Below are 17,290 nucleotides of genomic sequence, written 5' to 3'. Positions count from 1 at the left end.
TAAATCCCTGATTAGTGCGAGCCGATCAACCGCGCACTTTGCCATCCTCTAACTGAGTTAATCAGATACACAGTAGAAGAGGGAGCGATCATATCCAGAGTAATGGGGTGTTCGTGAATCAGATTCCGCTCTAAAAGCCAAGCGCGGAATGTACCCGGTAAAAGTCCACAGGTGACGGGAGGGGTAATCCATTGTCCCTGCCAATGGAGGACAACGTTGGCAATACTGGCTTCGGTAATTTGATGGCGTTCGTTCCAGAGCAGCACCTCATCACACTCGGTAACCGAAGCACTAGCTCGAGTATAAACTTGGCGATGGGTTGTTTTGTGATAAAGCCAGATGTTGGAGGAGTCAATCGGTTGGGGGGCAAGTTTGAGGGTGATGGGGGTGAGGGAGGAGGAAGGAGAAATAGGAGAGGGTTCTAGGGTGAATTCTCCTTGGGGATCGATCAGAAGACGAATTTTGTGGGCAGAGCGGTTGAGTGTAGGAGCTAGGGTTTGGAACTGGTGGAGTAATTGGGAGAGATCTAGGGGAATATTAAAGTATTCGGCTGAGTCTTGGAGCCGTTGCAGGTGGTAAGAGAGCAGGAAATAGCCAGATTGGGGAGTCCAGAGGAGGGTTTCGAGGAGGGAGAAGGGAGGTTGTTGCTCAATGATAACGCGGGATTTGATATAGCATTCTTGATATTCTTCTTGACTATTAGAGTCGGTGACGATGCCGCTACCGATCCCGTATTCAGCTTGTTGGGTGTGTCGATCGATCAGGAGGGTACGGATGGCAACATTAAATAGGGCTGTGCGTCCCGGACTCAAATAACCGATCGCCCCAGTATAGATGCGTCGGGGAGAGCCTTCAAGTTCTTTAATAATCTCCATCGTGCGAGCTTTCGGTGCGCCCGTGATGGAGGCACAGGGGAAAATGTTGGCCAGAATTTGGCTTAGGGGCGATCGCGTTTGAGCCGTCACCGTTGAAGTCATTTGCCAGACGGTAGAGTAGCGCTCGACTTCAAATAAGCGCGGGACTTGGACGCTGCCAATGGTGGCGACTCTGCCGATATCATTGCGAACCATATCGACGATCATCACGTTTTCAGCGCGATTTTTCTGGGAATGGTACAACCATTCGGCAAGTTGACGATCTTCAGCTAGGGTTTTTCCCCGTGGGGCGGTTCCTTTCATGGGTTTGCTGGTGAAGGTAGAACCCTTAAGAGTGAAAAAGAGTTCGGGGGAAGCAGACGCAATGATATAGCGCCCCATGTCTAGGTAAGCCGAATAGGGGGCGGGTGACGATCTCCTCAGAAGATTTAATGCCCAGCGCGGATCGCCGCTAAAGGGCGATCGCAGGCGGAAGGAGTAGTTAACTTGAAAGGTATCCCCTTGGCTGATGTAATTTTGAACCCGGGCGATCGCCTCGTGAAAGTCGGCTTCAGTCAGTTCACTTTCCCAGCTTATGCCCGCATCGGTAATATCACTGTGGAGATTGATGAATTCCTGGGGGCTGAGGATACGCGAGGGGCGATCGTACAGGGCAAACCAAAGTTGGGGAAAATCAGGGTCTTCATGAACCGTTAAGGCACTATCAAAGGCTGCAGAAGCTTCATAACTGAGCATTCCCACCGCATAATAGCCCTGTGTTTCCACTTGGTTTTCAATCTCCTCTAAAGTCGCGATCGGGTTACCCGAATTTCCACTTAAACAATAGACTTGAATTGGATCTTTAAATTGTAACCAATGCTGGTTTTCATAGTGGTAGATATAAGCAAGACCGTTGGCAGTCATTCCCCCTTCTTTGGGGTTATTCATGGGGGAATCAACAAATTCTTTGACAGAATACTTCTTCATTATACTATCCTTCTCACTTCATCGATTGACTTGTATGTGATTGTACTTATTTTTGGTGCTTATATAGACAAGAAAGATAGATAAACGTCTATAATTGTAACAAGGATGTTGTCATATCCGAGACATGTTCTTATGATAAGAAGTAAGATTTTAGGGTCATCTATTTGAATCAGAGGTGCTTAGGAATGTTGAATTATAAAGTTTCGCCGATTCTTACTCGTCCTACTGTAGCGCAACCTGCTCAACAGAAGTTATCGGCTGACGATCGGATTGAGGGATTCAGTCAATTGGTTTCTGGTATGATTCAGTCGCTCTCTACAGTCGATCTACCAGAAGGCGTAGAACCGGAAGACCTGCAAAAGGCTTTAGAGGCATTCCGCGATCGCAAAATTCAGCAAATACAAGAGCAATTATCTGTTCAGTCTTAATCTATTTTCATTGGTTTTGCAGTGCTTGGCGCTGCCTCTGAAATAAACTTTTGAATCCTCATTCTATAGCCACGAATGAGTGGGTTAGGATGTTTCGGTTCTTGTTTGAGGCAATAGGTACGAATAGCAATAGAAGAGAATCACTATATCATAGGCCTATTCCCTAGTGCGAAGAGTTTAACTCTGGTGCAAGGGCAATTCAATGATAAATGTTGTGCCCTTTCCAGGTTCAGAGTCACAGGATAATTTTCCCCCATGATGATCAACAATAATAGCATGACATAAACTCAAGCCTAGTCCTTTGCCTTTCCCAACCGGTTTGGTACTGTAAAAGGGCGTAAATAAACGCTGGCGAATTAAGTCTGACATTCCCACCCCATTATCAGTAATCAATATTTTGACAGATTCCATGTGCCAATCTTCAGTGGTAATCCTAATTTCTGGACTATCTCGATTGGAGTAATGTTCCCAGGCACTATCAATCGCATCAATAGCATTGACTAATATATTCATAAATACTTGATTGAGTTGTCCAGCATAGCATTCAACTGGAGGCAAAACGCCATAGTTTTTACACACCTCAATCATTGGGCGATTACCATTCTTCTGTAAGCGATGATTCACAATCATCAATGTGCTTTCAATACCATCATGGAGATTCACTCGTTTCATTTGAGCTTCATCTAATCGGGAAAATGTCCTCAGAAATAAAACAATTTCGCGAATCCGAGAAGCTCCGTTCTTCATGGAGTCTAATAAATCCATGCAATCATCTTGCAAGAACTCTAAATCAATATCCTCAGAAAAATGTTCAATCTCATTTCCTGGCTCAGGGAATGTATTTTGGTATAACTGAACTAATTCTAACAAATCATTGAGATAGGCTTTGGCAAAATCAATATTTCCATAAATAAAGCTTACGGGATTATTGATTTCATGGGCAATTCCAGCGACCAATTGACCAATAGAAGATTGTTTCTCGCTTTCAATTAATTGAGCCTGAGTTTTTTGCAGTTTGAGCAAAGCCAGCTCTAATTCATGAGCCTTTTCTTCTGATTCTTGAACTGCCTGCTGAGATTGATCGTACAAATTGGCTTGATAAATGGCAATCGCTAACTGTTTAGCTACATGGGATAATAGGGTAACTTCTGATTCTTTCCAACGGCGCGATCGCTTGCATTCATGGGCAATCAATAAACCCCATAATTCTTCTTTGATAATAATCGGGACAATCAGATTAGAACGGACATCAAATTTTTGTAAGAAATTGACATGACACTCATCCAAATGGGAGGTTAAGATATCATGAATCACTCTAACTCTGCCATTTTTATAGAGCTTGGCATAGTCTTGAGAAAAACAATCATCTGCTCCAACTTCTCCCAAGGTCGATCCCCAGTTGCCTACTACTTTTTCGACAATCACCGATCCTTTCCAGTTCGGTTCAAATTGGTAAATGAGTACTCGATCGGCATCCAAAAGTTTTTGAATTTGATCGACGGCTGTTTTCCAAATCGTTTTTAAGTTTAAACTACTGCGAATTTGATCGGTAATTAAGCGGAGGACAGATTCTTGTTCCTGGGCTTTCTTAAACGAAGTAACATCTGTGTGGGAACCCGCTAAACGATAAGGGGTTCCATCACTATAGCGATAACATAATCCACGGGCTAAAATCCACCGATAGCCACCACTAGGGCAGTGTAAGCGGTAGGTACTTTCATAAAATTCAGTCCCCCCTTGAATATGGGCTTGGAGAGCGGCTTGATGTATGGGTAGATCCTCTGAATGAATTAAGGCTTCAAATTCGCTAAAGGTTTGGGGTAATTCGGATTCGGAAAATCCCAGAATTTTCTGCCAATTTGTATTGAAAAATATGCGCCCAGTGGGTAGATTCCAATCCCATAATCCTTCTTTAGAACTGGGTAGCGCTAGATCGAATTGGGGGCGATCGGAAGACATGGGATCGTTAACAGAGGGTGCAAGGAGTCCTGTAAGGCTATGATGCATAAGGTTCGGTGATGATAATTGATTCAAGTTGGATCTTGGCGGTAGGCGATCGCGGAATAAAAGGGATCTCCTCCTCCCCAACCCATGAGTTGCAAGAGGGTCGGAACGTTAGGTAGACGCACAATGAATTCAGGTTCTGTAAATCCAGATACTGATTGGATATATTGTTTAAGAAGTTTGAGGCGAGTTTTATCTGTACCGTCACGCCAAATTTGAATCGCTTTTTGATAAAACATGCGGTTAGAAAAGCTGACAATGACAACTCCACCGGGTTTTAGGATGCGGTGAATTTCACTAAAGATGGCATCGGGGTATTGCAAATATTGTATGGAGACACAATTGAGAACCGCATCAAAGCTTCGATCCTCAAATGGCAGTTGCAGAGTTTGATTGAGGTTTTGCACCCAATAGTGATTTAATCGGGGGTTTTTGGCTAACTCTTCTTCATTTAAACCATGGCCTTCCACATGCTCAAATGTCATGTCTTCAGGAAGATGGGAAACCCAACTACTCATTAAATCTAAAATTCGGGTCTGGGGTTTGAGGCGATCGCGATAAAGGTCAGTTAACTGCTGGATAAACCCCTCATCCACATGGGTGACGAACCGAGGAAAAGCATAAAACTGGAGATCGTCGCTAGAATCAAGTTTAGTGCGGTCTTGGGGGTGTAGGAGCATGGTTAATCGATTAAAACTTAAACCTGTAAACTTAAATCATTAGGGGTTCCTTTTCACTATAAAGGATTCCTCAGGTTTGGCCTTCTCCCTTCTTTGCGCGATCAGGATAGTTCCATGATTCCCAGTATTATTATTTTCTTTTTAGTGGCGATCGCCTGTCTATCGGGTTCCCTAGTCATCATTCCGGAACCTTATCAAGGCTTAGTTGAGCGCTTGGGCAAATATCACCGTACCCTAGGCCCTGGGGTAAATTTTATTATACCGCTGCTGGAAAAAGTCGTGATTCGAGCCTTGATGAGTGAGCGTTTATTGGATGTCCCTCCCCAACAAACAATCACCAAAGATAATGTATCGTTAGCCGTTGATGCGATCGTTTACTGGCAAATTGTCAACCTAAGACGTGCCTATTATGCCATTAACGATATTGAACATGCCTTAGAAAACTTAGTGTTAACTAATTTGCGAGGGGAAATTGGCCGCCTAGAAATGAGCCAAACCTTTTCAGGAATCAAAGAAATTAATCAATCTTTGCTGGAACAAATTGACTCTATTACTGACTCTTGGGGAGTGAAGTTAATTCGAGTAGAAGTTCGAGATATTACTCCGCCAAAAACTATTCTTGAATCTTTGGAAAAAGAACGAGCAGCGGAAAGCCAACGTCTGGCTTCGATTATTGAAGCCCAAGGTGGAGCGCAATCGATGAAAATCTTGGCTGAGGCGTTAGGAATGGACTCTGGAAGCCCTGAATTTATCCAATTTATCATCGCCCGACATTATCTAGATACGAATGAAAAGCTTACCGCTAGTCCTAACTCTAAGGTTTTCTTTATGAATCCTAGCGTTTTGAATGAGACCCTAATCAATCTTCTGGAATCTGAACGTTCGGGATTGAAGAAAATTGATCTACCTCCTACATCCTCACCGGGAAATGGATCGGAAGGCAACCCTGATGGCTAAACCCTTAAACAACATAGCGCGAAGCGCTGGTAATCGGTAATGGAATTAAGCTGATAAAACAACACTGTTTATGGACTATTCAAGGAACGGGTACACCTGAGTTTGCCCTATTATCCATTACCTATTCCCTAAGCTTGTTTTTCCTGGGAATTGGCTAAATGAAAAACAATCCGAAACGCTTCATCTAAGGTTGTATCTTCTTTAGTTTTAATACGCTTGATCCGAGTTTGATTTAATTTAGCAATCAACTCTTCATAGGTTTCTTTTTCAGCAGAAGCATCCTGGCGATTAATCGGGGAAATAATCCGATAATCACAGCCATAGCGCTGACATTCTAAACTACCGTACTTGCGTAGGCTTCCATTAGGATGAATGTAAGAGAGGACTTCAAAATCAAACACTCTAGTTGTCATATCCACAAACTCTATCGGTGAAATGTAAGGGTCAATCCGGATGTAGACCGCGATTAACTCTTATACTTTAATCATCTCAGAGTTAAGTGCAAATGGCTGTGACTGATGCCAGTTAATTTGGTGAGTTCTCGAAGAGAATCGATTGATCTTGAGCTAGGGATCTGAGTGAGCGATCGCCCTTTGCCATGGAATTTCGATCACACAAACCGTCCCCTCGATCCCCGTTGAATCGCAGTCATTTCTTCCACACTGGGGAATACGCCCACGCCCACAATACCTGGTAGTGAAGGTTTGACCTCCACTTTCACCACCCTAGCCATACAGATCCAAATGGTGCGATCGAACAAATGAAACGTTAACCAGGGGCGTTCCAAGAGCAAACTCACCTGCTTTTGAAACTCCTCTGGAGCAATGGGTAAACTAAAAGCTTCTGATTCTCCCGTATCGTAGAAAAATGTAATTTCTGTTGCGTCTGTGTCTTCAGAATACATCAGCGATTTACTCCACACTACTCTATCCTGGATACCATTGTACCCCTTAATGGAGCATGAAAACACCGTCCTGCTTCGGTAGAATAAAGGGAACGAAGCAGGAACAGAACCTCAGAGGTTTACTACGAGTTGATCCAAGTTTGAAGGGCTATGGCAGAGCGCGAGGACTGAGGGGAACAAACTCCCCGTGATGAGTGAGTCCGAGTAACATGGGTTGATTGGGGTGAATGGGATTGCCAGTAATGGCACAGCGTTCTTCTTGATGAGCGATCGCCTCTATAGTAGAGCGAATGTCTTCCGGATAATATTGACATTGATAGTCATCCGATCGCTGTTGCACATAATTCCACAGAATATCTCGCACCATAGCTTGATAGCCCTGATTGCCAGCCAGTTTCTTGAGCTGTTGTTTGAGTTCTTTTTCTAAGCGGATGCTCGTAACTTCCATATCGGTTGTTGATGTTCTTGGGAGGGTGTACATGATTTTTTTCCTCAATGGGTGGACAACTCTGTAATATCAGTGTAGTATTTAAAAGTCAATCCTTACACCTTGCAGCCAAAAATTCCCGTGATTCCTGATTTTGCCCGATCGACCAACTCTAACCATAGCCGCGATCAATACGGCTTATGTGGCCTAAGTCTCTATGGAGAAATGGGCGATCGAAGTAAGAATATAGGAACCATCGAGATATCTTGCGGTTTTAGAAATCATTCTGAACCCTGGGATACCATAATCCAGGATGTGCTACAGGCAAACATCCGAGCCGATCAGCGAAGCCAAAGGTACAAATTAGAGAGTGTACCTGGGTAAAACTCAAAGCATTCTCCTGTTGTGTTTACCCCCGCTTCGTTCCTAACCCGAAGCGGGGGTAATTTTATGAGGAACTTAGTCGTGACCAGTGCAACCCATGTTTTAAGTCAATCGGTAGTCGTATTTTCTAAGAACTACTTACCCGTCAGTCAGATCGATCTTAAACGAGCGATCGCCCTTTTGGTGACTGGAAAAGCCGAACCTTTAGATTTAGTCAAAGGACAAGAATGGATGGTTCGCTCTCCTAATTTAGTACTGATGGTTCCTGAACATATCCGATTGACTTTTGCGGGGACAGAGGGCATTTGGAAAACACCGCCCGTTAACCGAAAAGAGCTGTTACGGCGAGATAAACAAATGTGCCAATACTGTGGTAGTAAGAAGAATTTGACGATCGATCATGTGATCCCTCGGTCAAAAGGAGGTCAACACAGTTGGGATAATGTGGTGATTGCTTGTCAATCTTGTAATTCTCGCAAGGGCGATCGCACCCCAGAACAATCCGGCCTTAAACTACGAACTCAACCGAAAGCACCAATCCACCCGGCTGTGGCGTTTGCGGAACAGTTCTGGAGAGAACATCAAAGAGACCTGGATGCGTATGGAGGCTAGGAAATATGTTGAAGTTAACCTATTTAGATAATGATTTTCATCTAGAGCGCTTTGCCACATCCTTGGAAGATTGGGTCACCGCTCGCTTAACATTTCTATTGCGCGTGGGTGAGCCAATCTCCCTAGACAAGACAACAGCCTCTTTCCTACTGCCTGCGGATTTACCAGAAATGCGCTTATTAGAAACCCAGGTACGCCATCAGGTTGATGACCGGATTACGTTAGATCGGGTAGATTGCGATTACATGGAAGTCAGCTTACGAGGCACGTGGTTAACGTCTAATCCTCAAGCAGAAGAAGGAATCTTCTTGGTTGAATTAGGCGATCGTACGGAGTTCTTTCTCTTCCATCTGTGGATGGCATCTAAAACCCAAACCGCGATGAAAAATTAATTTCAAAAGCCCCTAGCGCGATCGCCTGGGGCTTTTTCCGTTGAGCGATCGCATATTCAAGCCACACCAAAATCAGTGTATTGACGTACATGGGGAGGATGGAAGCCTAAAATAATATCCTGTGGAGGAACACCTAACTCTACCAACTCTTCCGCCACTGAAATATTGGTTCCGTCGTGTTGAATCCAGATTTTGCCCTCAATAATATCAATATGAATAACAGAACCATGGACGCGCCGCTGGTTATCCCAACCGACATTCATCAGTTCATAGCGATCGCGCTCCAAATCTAAGATCGCTTCCGGTTCAATCTCCCCATTAGACGGTTTATATTGCCCATATTTGAGGATCGGATTACGAACCAGTTCACGATAGTTCTCTAGGGTATCCATTGAATAATCCTCCGTTCCACATCATCAAAAACGATCAGTTTGATCTCCCAATCTCTTAAAATGAGTTGACCTAGCTTTTCAGTCAAAATCGTTTCATACGTTCGTTTGGGAACCGCAAGATAGAGCATCCGTTCCGGTTGCAGTTCTGCCAGGATGCTTTGATATATTCCATGTCTGTACTCGAAGCGCAAGAAAAAACCCAGTCCCCGTTATTTAGGGAACCGAGCCTTTAACCAAGGTTAATTTTTAGCCGTCACTTATAGAAGACATTAGCCTTTACACCGCTTCAGCCTCTCCAACTTCAACCGCATCTACCTGAAACGCAGCCTGAGTTTTTTCCCGATCCAACTTCAAATACAACACCCCTAACGGAGGTAAGCACAACTCAACCGAATAGGGATAATTATGGAACCACCACTCATCCGTCCATTTACCCCCCAAATTCCCCATATTGCTACCGCCAAACTCATAGGAATCACTATTAAACAACTCCGTATAGAATCCCGGTTCAGGAACTCCAATGCGGTAGTGGGAATGGGGTTGAGGCGTAAAGTTACAAACAATCACCAAAAAATCATCGGATTCCTTATCCCGACGGATAAAAGAAACCACACTATGATTATTATCATTACAATCAATCCAAGAGAACCCTTCTTGATTAAAATCCTGAGTATAAAGAGCCGGCTCGCTACGATATAGAGCATTAACCTCACTCATAAACTTCTTCAGTTTTTGATGCTCTTCATACTGCAACAAATACCACTCTAAATCGCTCCACACATTCCACTCATTCCACTGGCCAAACTCCATGCCCATAAACAAAGTTTTTTTGCCAGGGTGAGCATACATATAACTAAACAGAGCGCGCACACTAGCAAATTTTTGCCAATGGTTCGGGTCATCGGTTGGCCCGGGCATCTTACCAATAATGCTACTCTTGCAATGCACCACCTCATCATGGGAGAGCGCCAGCATAAAGTTCTCACTATAGTGATACATAATGCTGAACGTGACATTGTTTTGATGGAACTGGCGGAACCAGGGATCGAGACTGAAATAGTCCAACATATCGTGCATCCAGCCCATGTTCCACTTCAAATTGAAGCCCAAACCACCCACATAAGTTGGCCAAGACACCATTGGCCAAGATGTGGATTCTTCCGCCACAGAAATCGTTCCAGGGAAATAGCTAAATAAACAATGGTTGACTTGACGCAGGAAATCAGCCGCTTCAATATGTTCATGGCCGCCATATTGGTTGGCGACCCATTCCCCATCCTTACGCAGATAATTGAGATAGAGCATGGAAGCAACCGCATCGACGCGCATTCCATCAATGTGGAATTTGTCATACCAGAATAGGGCATTAGCGACTAAAAAGTTGCGGACTTCATTGCGTCCATAGTTAAACACTAAGGTTCCCCATTCCTTATGTTCTCCTTTCCGAGGGTCAGCATGTTCGTAGAGATGGGTGCCATCAAAAAAGGCCAAACCATGACCATCTTTGGGGAAGTGTCCGGGAACCCAGTCTACTAAGACTCCAATGCCGTTTTGGTGACATTGATCGACAAAGTACATGAAATCTTGGGGCGTTCCAAACCGGGAGGTCGCGGCATAATAACCCGTGACTTGGTAACCCCAACTACCATCAAAGGGGTGTTCGGCGACGGGAAGTAGTTCAATATGGGTAAAACCTAGTTCTTTAACGTAGGGAATTAGTGTATGAGCCAGTTCGCGATAGGTGAGGAAGCGACCACCAGGGTTGAGTTCTGAAGTGATGACAACCGGTTCAGTTTCACCATTGGGTAGTTTAGCGGGTTCTTCTGAAGATGCATGGAGCCATGACCCTAAATGGAGTTCGTAGACAGAAACCGGTTTGTTTAAGGGGTCAGTATTGCGTCTCTCTTCCATCCAATCGTCATCATTCCAGGTGTAGTCATCTAGGTCAGTGACGATAGAGCTGGTTTTCGGCCGGACTTCTTGTTGGAACCCATAGGGGTCTGATTTTTCGTAGATGTGTCCGTGAGGGTTTTTGATTTCGTATTTGTAAAGGGTGTTTACACCCAGGTCAGGAATGAAGAGTTCCCAGACTCCATTACCTGTGCGTCGCATTTGGTGCTGACGGCCATCCCAGTTGTTGAAGGTGCCAAGAACGGAGACGTTTCTGGCGTTGGGGGCCCAAACGGCAAAGTAAACTCCTTTTACGCCATCAACAGTCATGAGGTGAGCGCCGAGTTTTTCGTAGATGCGGTGATGGTTTCCTTCGGCAAACAGGTGAATATCAAATTCGGTGAGTTTGGGCGATTTGAAGGCGTAGGGGTCGTAGATGATGCGCTCGTGTTCGCCTTCTTTGATTCGCAGTTGGTAGTTACTTAGTTCGGGGATGTCAATGTTGCACTCGAAGAAGTGGGGATTATGTACCGACTGCATGGGGTATTCTTGGCGTTTTTCCGGCAGTACCACGGATACAGATTCGGCGTTGGGTTGATAGGCTCGCACGACCCAGGTTGATTTACCGTTATTTTCTATTTTGTGGGGGCCAAGAACTTCAAAGGGGTCATGATGTTGGTTCCATACAATGCGATCAATTTGGTCGGTGGCAATGGTCATTGACATTTAATTATCCTTCCTTAAGTTTAAGAAATTTGATTGGGTTTGGTGGGTGTCCCCAACTGGGTCGGGATGATTACATTTTCTTTATATTTGACCATAAATCCTATACCAATAGGGAAGAATTTGGGGATTGGGGGATAACCCTGGGGACTGTATCACATTACCTTTAAAGGTTGGCTTTGGGAATCAGGTGAATGGGGAATGAGTAAGGGTTAATCGCCCATTCCTCCCATTCATCTATTCCCCTAGCTCCCTAACCCTGGGGGTAAGGCTTCCCCACAAAGTTGATGGATTTCCTCTATTCTTTGAAATAACCAGGGATATTGGGTTCTGTAGTGGGGAATCAGGGCTAGGGGACTGAGGAGAGCCGCGGCTGCAATATCGGCAATACTAATCTGTTGGCTAACAAGATAGGGCTGATGTTGCCAGGAGTCGCCTAGGATTTTCAGGCCTAATTCTAGGCGACTCCTGGCGAGGGCAACGGCACGAGGGCCGATGTTATATTGTTGTTTGACAATTTGAATGACAGCTTGGCTGAACCAGGAGGGATCGATGGATTTTCCCTCTCCAGAGCGATAGTGATAGTAAATGAAGCGGGTGGCAACGCCTAGACTTTCGTCGAGCCAGTCTTCGAGGAGTTCGGCTTGCTGGTGTTGGTGGCGATCGCCTAAAATTAGAGTGCGATCGGGATGCTCTTTCTCCAGATAGTGCCAAATTTCAGTCGAATCCCCAATAGCTTGGTTCTCTGATAACAGTACTGGCACAGTTTGCCCCCCAGTTAGGGGTTTAACGCGCAGAATATGAACCCCAGGAGTTAGGTTTTCTACGTCATAAGTAATTTTCTTATAGCCTAGAATTAAGCGAGCTTTGCGACAATAATGAGAGGTACTAAATTGCAGTAGACGCATTCCTATTCCTTTCCATAAAGATATTCAATCACTTGGTTAAAGTAAATTTCCGCTACCTTGTCTTCTGGACAAAGTCGTAAACATTCTTCAAAATATTCAGCAGCTTGATGAAATTGCTGCAAATAGTAATAGGTTAACCCTTGTTCAAATACTGTTTTTGTTTGCATTTTCGCCCTTCGAGTAGACACCGGATCGGCATTAAAAACTTCAAACACAGAAACCCGTTCCGATTTGCCTTTCACTCTCACCTTATCAATAATTCTGATTTGATAGTTAGAGTCATGTTGAAGGCGTAAAAAAGTATGTTCAGAAATGAGTAAAGGAACCTGATAATTTTTGGTCAGTCCTTCTAGTCGGGAAGCTAAATTAACGGCATCACTAATAACTGTACTATCCATACGGTTTTTACCCCCTACAGTTCCAATCATCATTAAACCTGTATTAATGCCAATCCCAATTTTGAGTTTAGGTCGTCCTGGACGACCGCGTGTTTCATTATAGCTATTGAGTTCATTGAGCATAGCAATTGCTGCTTGCAGGGCATTATCTGCACTACCATGAAAGATGGCCATAATGGCATCTCCAATATACTTATCAATAAATCCATTATTCTCAACAATTGGAGTCTCCATTCGAGACAAATAAGCATTAATAAACTTAAAATTATCTTCAGGACTCATGGCTTCTGATAAACTCGTGAAGTCTCGGATATCAGAAAATACAATTGACATTTCCTGCTGAACATGATTACCGATATCTACATCCAAGATACTCTCTTTGTGCAAAAGCTGAATAAATTCTTGAGGCACAAATCGACCGTAAGCATTTTTGAGTTCCACCTCTAAGTTCAAGGCATTTTCTAAGTCACTTAAGGCAATTTCTAAGTTCGTATTGACCTCAAACATATCTTCAATAAACTGTTGTCGTTCGGCTTCTGCTGATTTGCGCTCAGTAATTTCCTCAATAAAACCTTGATAATAGAGAAAATTCCCTTCTTTATCGTAGACACTACGGGCATTTTCAGAAATCCAAATTACTGTCCCATCTTTCCGATACACCTCAGACTCAAATCCTGAAACTTCATGATTTGAGTCCATTAATTCCAGAAAGTTTTGTCGCTGTTCTCGATCGACATAGAGTTGTTCTTCTATATTAACAATCCCATTGATTAGATCCTCTGGGGAATCATAACCGTAAATTCTAGCTAAAGCTGGATTAGCACTAATATATTTTCCATCAGGAGTCGCTTGAAAAACTCCTTCTAAAGCACTTTCAAAAATTCTACGATATTTATCTTCTGCCTGTTTCAAAGATTCAATTAAATGAGCTTGTTCTTGATTGAGATTTTCTAGATCTGAATTTGCTTTTTGTAACTGAATATTAGTCTCAATTAACATTTGTTCTTGGGAATAGCTATTCAGCGCTTCCCGAATGGTTAAGCGCAAATCTTCAATTTGCCAAGGCTTGGTCAAATATCGATATAAATTCGCATAATTGACAACCTTACGAATCCCTTCAATATCGGCTTGCCCAGTCAGCATAATTTTAATCGTTTTAGGGCAAATCTCATGAATTTTTTGCAGCAGTTCATCTCCTTTCATTCTGGGCATCATATAATCAGAAATGACCAGAACTACTTCATTATTTTCTGCTAAACATTTGTGGATAACTTCTAAAGCACCACTCCCATTTTCCGCCAACTCTACTTGATAAGATTTACCAAATTCCCGTCTCAACATTCTCTTGAGACTATCTAAAATAAAATGCTCGTCATCGACACATAAAATTACCGGTTTATTCATAACGAATTTGAGTCAGAAAAAATCAAGTAAAATCAGTTTACTTTTTGGAATAAGACGAAACTTACTCTTGGCCATACATCTGAACTTTTTGGAGTCCTGATTTGATGGTTTCGATTAATTTATCCTGTTTCCAAGGTTTGGCTATATGTTGATAAAGGTTGGCATGTTTTTGCGCTCGCTCAATAGCTGACTGATCGGCTTGTCCTGTCAACATTACCTTAATTACTTTCGGGAATTTTTGATGAACATGAATTAAAAACTCATCCCCTTTTACACCAGGCATAAGCCAATCGGAGACAATGACAATTAAATGATTATCCGTTTCTTGGAGTTCTTCAATAATCTCCCATGCTTCATCGGCACTTTCTGCTAGTTCATAAATATAGTTATCTAAGAAAGCATTTTTAAGTTGAATTTTCAGACTATTAAGAACGACACTTTCATCATCAACACATAAAATAATGGGCTTAGGCATGGGAATTCACCTCCTGAGTGGATAAGGGTAAGGAAACGATAAATTGAGTATTCCCAGGAACTGAGTTCACGTCTATTTTACCTTGATGCTTATGAATAATTTTTTTGACGATATCCAATCCTAATCCACTTCCTTCCCCTGGGGACTTCGTCGTAAAAAAAGCATCAAATATTCGGGGCATATTTTCCGAGGATATCCCTGGACCTGTATCGGCAATTTTGACATGAACATGCTGTTTCTCTGGGAAAACATCAATGAAAAGGGTTCCTTGATAGTTCATGGCTTGCAGAGCATTATGGATTAAGTTAGTCCAAACCTGATGTAGTTCATCTGGATAGCACCAAATTGGTGGAGTATCTTTGTAGTTTTTAACCACATCAATTCCTTTTTTGAGCTTATTTTGATATAAAGTCAGCACTGTTTCTATTCCTGAATTAATCTGGGCGAGTTCTTTACTATTATGTAAATCGTGTCGGGCATAACATTTGAGAGCGAAAACAACTTTTGCAGCTTGATCGGTAGCCGTAGAGACTGTTTTTACGCTTTTCTGAATACTAGAAATTTGATAGACCATATTGAGGATTTTATCGTTTTCTGGCTTGGCCAGTTCAGGAATAATATCGGTAATTTTGTCATAAATTCCTATATCGACTAAGGTGTCAGCGATCGCGTCAGCTTCAGGAATGTGATAAGCTTCAAGCTGGCGAACTAATCCCTTTCGATTTTTTCGTTTTTCTCTACTCGATATATGATCGTTAGATTGGTCTATTTGATTGCTAAGTTGATAGAAGAATTTTTTTCGATCGACTGTCATGGTTTCAAAAAAATAAGGTAACTCTTCGAGAGTGCGATCAAAAAATTGAGTTAGGTTATCTACAGATGCCCGAATTGCGCCTAGGGGAGTATTGATTTCATGGGCAACTCCAGCAATGAGTTGTCCTAGGGCGGCCATTTTCTCGGATTGAATTAACTGGGACTGGGTTAATTTCAGTTGTTCTAGGGTTAGTTCTAGTTCTTGATTTTTCTGCTGGAGTTGATTTTGCAAAAAGATGTTGTCTAAATGGGTTTTTACTCGCACTAAAACTTCATCAATTTCAAAGGGCTTGGTAATATAATCAACGGCTCCCAAATGAAATCCTTTGACTTTATCGAAGACTTCATTCATAGCGCTGATGAAAATGATGGGTATCGATTGGGTTTTGGGATTATTTTTGAGCCGTTGACAGACTTCATAACCACTGATCTCCGGCATCATGATATCGAGAAGAATTAAATCAGGAGGACTTGCTTCAATGGCAGAAAGGGCTAAATTCCCACTGGGTACTGGTCGGACTTTATAGGAGTTTTCACGCAGAATTTTCACCATAAGTCTGAGATTTTCTGGAGTATCATCAACGACTAAAATATCGGCTTTAGGAGATGAAAATGGCTGAGAATTCATACGTTTAAAGAAATAAGGGAAGTCCAATAACAAACTAAAGTTTAAGGCTTGAACCGGTGCCAGAAGTGCCTGCAAGCAGACTAAGCTAGGCTGACGAGAGACCAATCTAGGAGATTGGCTCCGGGAGATCTTCAGGAAAGTCTCCGGTTTGTCCATCTCTCGATAATCTGATGCTCGCAGGGTAACCCCCAGATAGTAGACTAAACAGTACCTAGGCTTGACCCCATTGTAGAGCCACAGGTCGTCGTACAAAACTCTAATTCAGAAGCACACTTGAACCTATGACCACAACCGATCCAGTAAAGTTGATGAAACAAGAGGTGGGTAAAGCCGCAGCATCCAAGGTAAAATCAGGGATGATTGTTGGCTTAGGAACCGGATCAACCACTGCTTATGCCATTGAATATATCGGCGATCGCCTAAAATCGGGCGAAATTGAAAATATTCTTGGCATTCCCACCTCCTTTCAAGCGGAAGTTCTAGCTAGAGAATATGGTATCCCCTTAACTACCCTAGATGTAATCGATCGCATGGATCTTGCCATTGATGGCGCTGATGAAGTCGATCCTAACAAAAACTTGATTAAAGGCGGAGGCGCTGCCCACACCCGCGAAAAAATTGTCGATACCTTGGCCGACCAATTTATTGTAGTAGTAGATTCTGGTAAGCTCGTCGATCGCCTTGGCTCGACCTTTCTCCTACCCGTTGAAGTGATGCCCATGGCTATGACAACTGTGATGAAAGCCTTAACAAAACTCGGCGGTAAACCCCAACTGCGGATGGGAGTAAAAAAAGCAGGGCCAGTGATCACAGACCAAGGTAATATGGTCATTGATGTCAAATTTGACTCGATTGACAACCCGACTGAACTGGAAAAAACGATTAATAATATTCCTGGAGTCCTAGAAAATGGGCTGTTTGTTGGTGTGGCTGATGCGATCCTAGTTGGAGAGGTTAAGGAGGGTCAACCCTCAGTTCGGGAGTTTTAAGCGCTACGCGCTGGCAATAGGTAATGGGTAATAGACCTGAT

General features: G+C 43.1%; 18 protein-coding genes. 5 read left to right on the top strand and 13 right to left on the bottom strand.

All coding sequences use genetic code 11. From position 1 onward, the window contains the following. Positions 1 to 11: 11 nt before the first annotated feature. A complete protein-coding gene (gene pabB, locus AC3A14_RS05350) occupies positions 12 to 1,841 on the bottom strand; it encodes an aminodeoxychorismate synthase component I (protein ID WP_318731321.1) in 1,830 nt (609 codons plus the stop codon). A 185-nt stretch (positions 1,842 to 2,026) separates the two neighbouring features. Here pabB and AC3A14_RS05345 point away from each other — a divergent pair, with 185 nt between their 5' ends. Continuing rightward, positions 2,027 to 2,269: a hypothetical protein gene (locus tag AC3A14_RS05345; RefSeq protein ID WP_318699458.1), complete on the top strand. Its 243-nt coding sequence runs from the start codon at positions 2,027 to 2,029 to the stop codon at positions 2,267 to 2,269. A 177-nt stretch (positions 2,270 to 2,446) separates the two neighbouring features. Here AC3A14_RS05345 and AC3A14_RS05340 read toward each other — a convergent pair whose 3' ends face one another. Next, positions 2,447 to 4,276, bottom strand: a complete 1,830-nt coding sequence (locus AC3A14_RS05340) for an ATP-binding protein (protein ID WP_318731322.1) — start codon at positions 4,274 to 4,276, stop codon at positions 2,447 to 2,449. Between the two features lie 23 nt (positions 4,277 to 4,299). Beyond that, positions 4,300 to 4,953: a class I SAM-dependent methyltransferase gene (locus AC3A14_RS05335; RefSeq protein ID WP_318699456.1), complete on the bottom strand. Its 654-nt coding sequence runs from the start codon at positions 4,951 to 4,953 to the stop codon at positions 4,300 to 4,302. Positions 4,954 to 5,067: 114 nt separating this feature from the next. Here AC3A14_RS05335 and AC3A14_RS05330 point away from each other — a divergent pair, with 114 nt between their 5' ends. After that, positions 5,068 to 5,910 (top strand): SPFH domain-containing protein, encoded by an 843-nt coding sequence (locus tag AC3A14_RS05330; protein WP_318699455.1) that lies wholly within the window; start codon positions 5,068 to 5,070, stop codon positions 5,908 to 5,910. 128 nt (positions 5,911 to 6,038) lie between these two features. Here the strand turns inward: AC3A14_RS05330 and AC3A14_RS05325 are convergent, their stop codons facing one another. The 3 genes from AC3A14_RS05325 to AC3A14_RS05315 all read right to left on the bottom strand — a co-directional run bounded on the left by AC3A14_RS05325 (position 6,039) and on the right by AC3A14_RS05315 (position 7,295). After that, positions 6,039 to 6,323 (bottom strand): hypothetical protein, encoded by a 285-nt coding sequence (locus AC3A14_RS05325; RefSeq protein WP_318699454.1) that lies wholly within the window; start codon positions 6,321 to 6,323, stop codon positions 6,039 to 6,041. A gap of 197 nt (positions 6,324 to 6,520) precedes the next feature. Then, positions 6,521 to 6,814: a hypothetical protein gene (locus AC3A14_RS05320; RefSeq protein ID WP_318699453.1), complete on the bottom strand. Its 294-nt coding sequence runs from the start codon at positions 6,812 to 6,814 to the stop codon at positions 6,521 to 6,523. A 148-nt stretch (positions 6,815 to 6,962) separates the two neighbouring features. Next, positions 6,963 to 7,295, bottom strand: coding sequence for a ribbon-helix-helix domain-containing protein (locus AC3A14_RS05315; protein WP_271944900.1), 333 nt, complete (start codon positions 7,293 to 7,295; stop codon positions 6,963 to 6,965). Positions 7,296 to 7,706: 411 nt separating this feature from the next. Between AC3A14_RS05315 and AC3A14_RS05310 the strand changes: the two genes are divergently transcribed. Next, positions 7,707 to 8,237 carry an HNH endonuclease gene (locus AC3A14_RS05310; protein ID WP_318731323.1) on the top strand — a complete coding sequence of 177 codons (531 nt, stop codon included), beginning with the start codon at positions 7,707 to 7,709 and terminating at the stop codon, positions 8,235 to 8,237. Positions 8,238 to 8,242: 5 nt separating this feature from the next. Further along, on the top strand, positions 8,243 to 8,629 hold the full coding sequence (locus AC3A14_RS05305) for an alr0857 family protein (RefSeq protein ID WP_318731324.1): 387 nt from the start codon (positions 8,243 to 8,245) through the stop codon (positions 8,627 to 8,629). A 56-nt stretch (positions 8,630 to 8,685) separates the two neighbouring features. Here AC3A14_RS05305 and AC3A14_RS05300 read toward each other — a convergent pair whose 3' ends face one another. From AC3A14_RS05300 to AC3A14_RS05270, 7 genes are all read right to left on the bottom strand, one after another. After that, positions 8,686 to 9,021: a XisI protein gene (locus tag AC3A14_RS05300; protein WP_318731325.1), complete on the bottom strand. Its 336-nt coding sequence runs from the start codon at positions 9,019 to 9,021 to the stop codon at positions 8,686 to 8,688. After that, positions 9,009 to 9,212, bottom strand: a complete 204-nt coding sequence (locus tag AC3A14_RS05295) for an element excision factor XisH family protein (RefSeq protein ID WP_318731326.1) — start codon at positions 9,210 to 9,212, stop codon at positions 9,009 to 9,011. Before AC3A14_RS05295 ends, AC3A14_RS05300 begins: the two co-directional genes overlap by 13 nt. An 85-nt stretch (positions 9,213 to 9,297) precedes the next feature. Then, positions 9,298 to 11,637, bottom strand: coding sequence for a 1,4-alpha-glucan branching enzyme (gene glgB / locus AC3A14_RS05290; RefSeq protein WP_318731327.1), 2,340 nt, complete (start codon positions 11,635 to 11,637; stop codon positions 9,298 to 9,300). A 242-nt stretch (positions 11,638 to 11,879) separates the two neighbouring features. Further along, on the bottom strand, positions 11,880 to 12,542 hold the full coding sequence (locus AC3A14_RS05285; protein WP_318731328.1) for a glutathione S-transferase: 663 nt from the start codon (positions 12,540 to 12,542) through the stop codon (positions 11,880 to 11,882). Between the two features lie 2 nt (positions 12,543 to 12,544). Next, the gene (locus AC3A14_RS05280; protein ID WP_318719780.1) at positions 12,545 to 14,344 is read right to left on the bottom strand and encodes an adenylate/guanylate cyclase domain-containing protein; all 1,800 of its coding nucleotides are present in this window, start codon (positions 14,342 to 14,344) and stop codon (positions 12,545 to 12,547) included. A 61-nt stretch (positions 14,345 to 14,405) separates the two neighbouring features. Further along, the gene (locus AC3A14_RS05275) at positions 14,406 to 14,819 is read right to left on the bottom strand and encodes a response regulator (protein ID WP_318699446.1); all 414 of its coding nucleotides are present in this window, start codon (positions 14,817 to 14,819) and stop codon (positions 14,406 to 14,408) included. Then, the gene (locus AC3A14_RS05270; RefSeq protein ID WP_318719779.1) at positions 14,812 to 16,260 is read right to left on the bottom strand and encodes a hybrid sensor histidine kinase/response regulator; all 1,449 of its coding nucleotides are present in this window, start codon (positions 16,258 to 16,260) and stop codon (positions 14,812 to 14,814) included. Before AC3A14_RS05270 ends, AC3A14_RS05275 begins: the two co-directional genes overlap by 8 nt. A 281-nt stretch (positions 16,261 to 16,541) precedes the next feature. On the opposite strand from AC3A14_RS05270, the gene rpiA reads away from it, so the two are divergent. Further along, positions 16,542 to 17,249, top strand: coding sequence for a ribose-5-phosphate isomerase RpiA (gene rpiA / locus AC3A14_RS05265; RefSeq protein WP_318699444.1), 708 nt, complete (start codon positions 16,542 to 16,544; stop codon positions 17,247 to 17,249). The last annotated feature ends 41 nt before the right edge of the window (positions 17,250 to 17,290 follow it).

This window comes from Roseofilum sp. (assembly GCF_982964205.1).
This window is presented reverse-complemented; position numbering and strand designations above follow the sequence as displayed.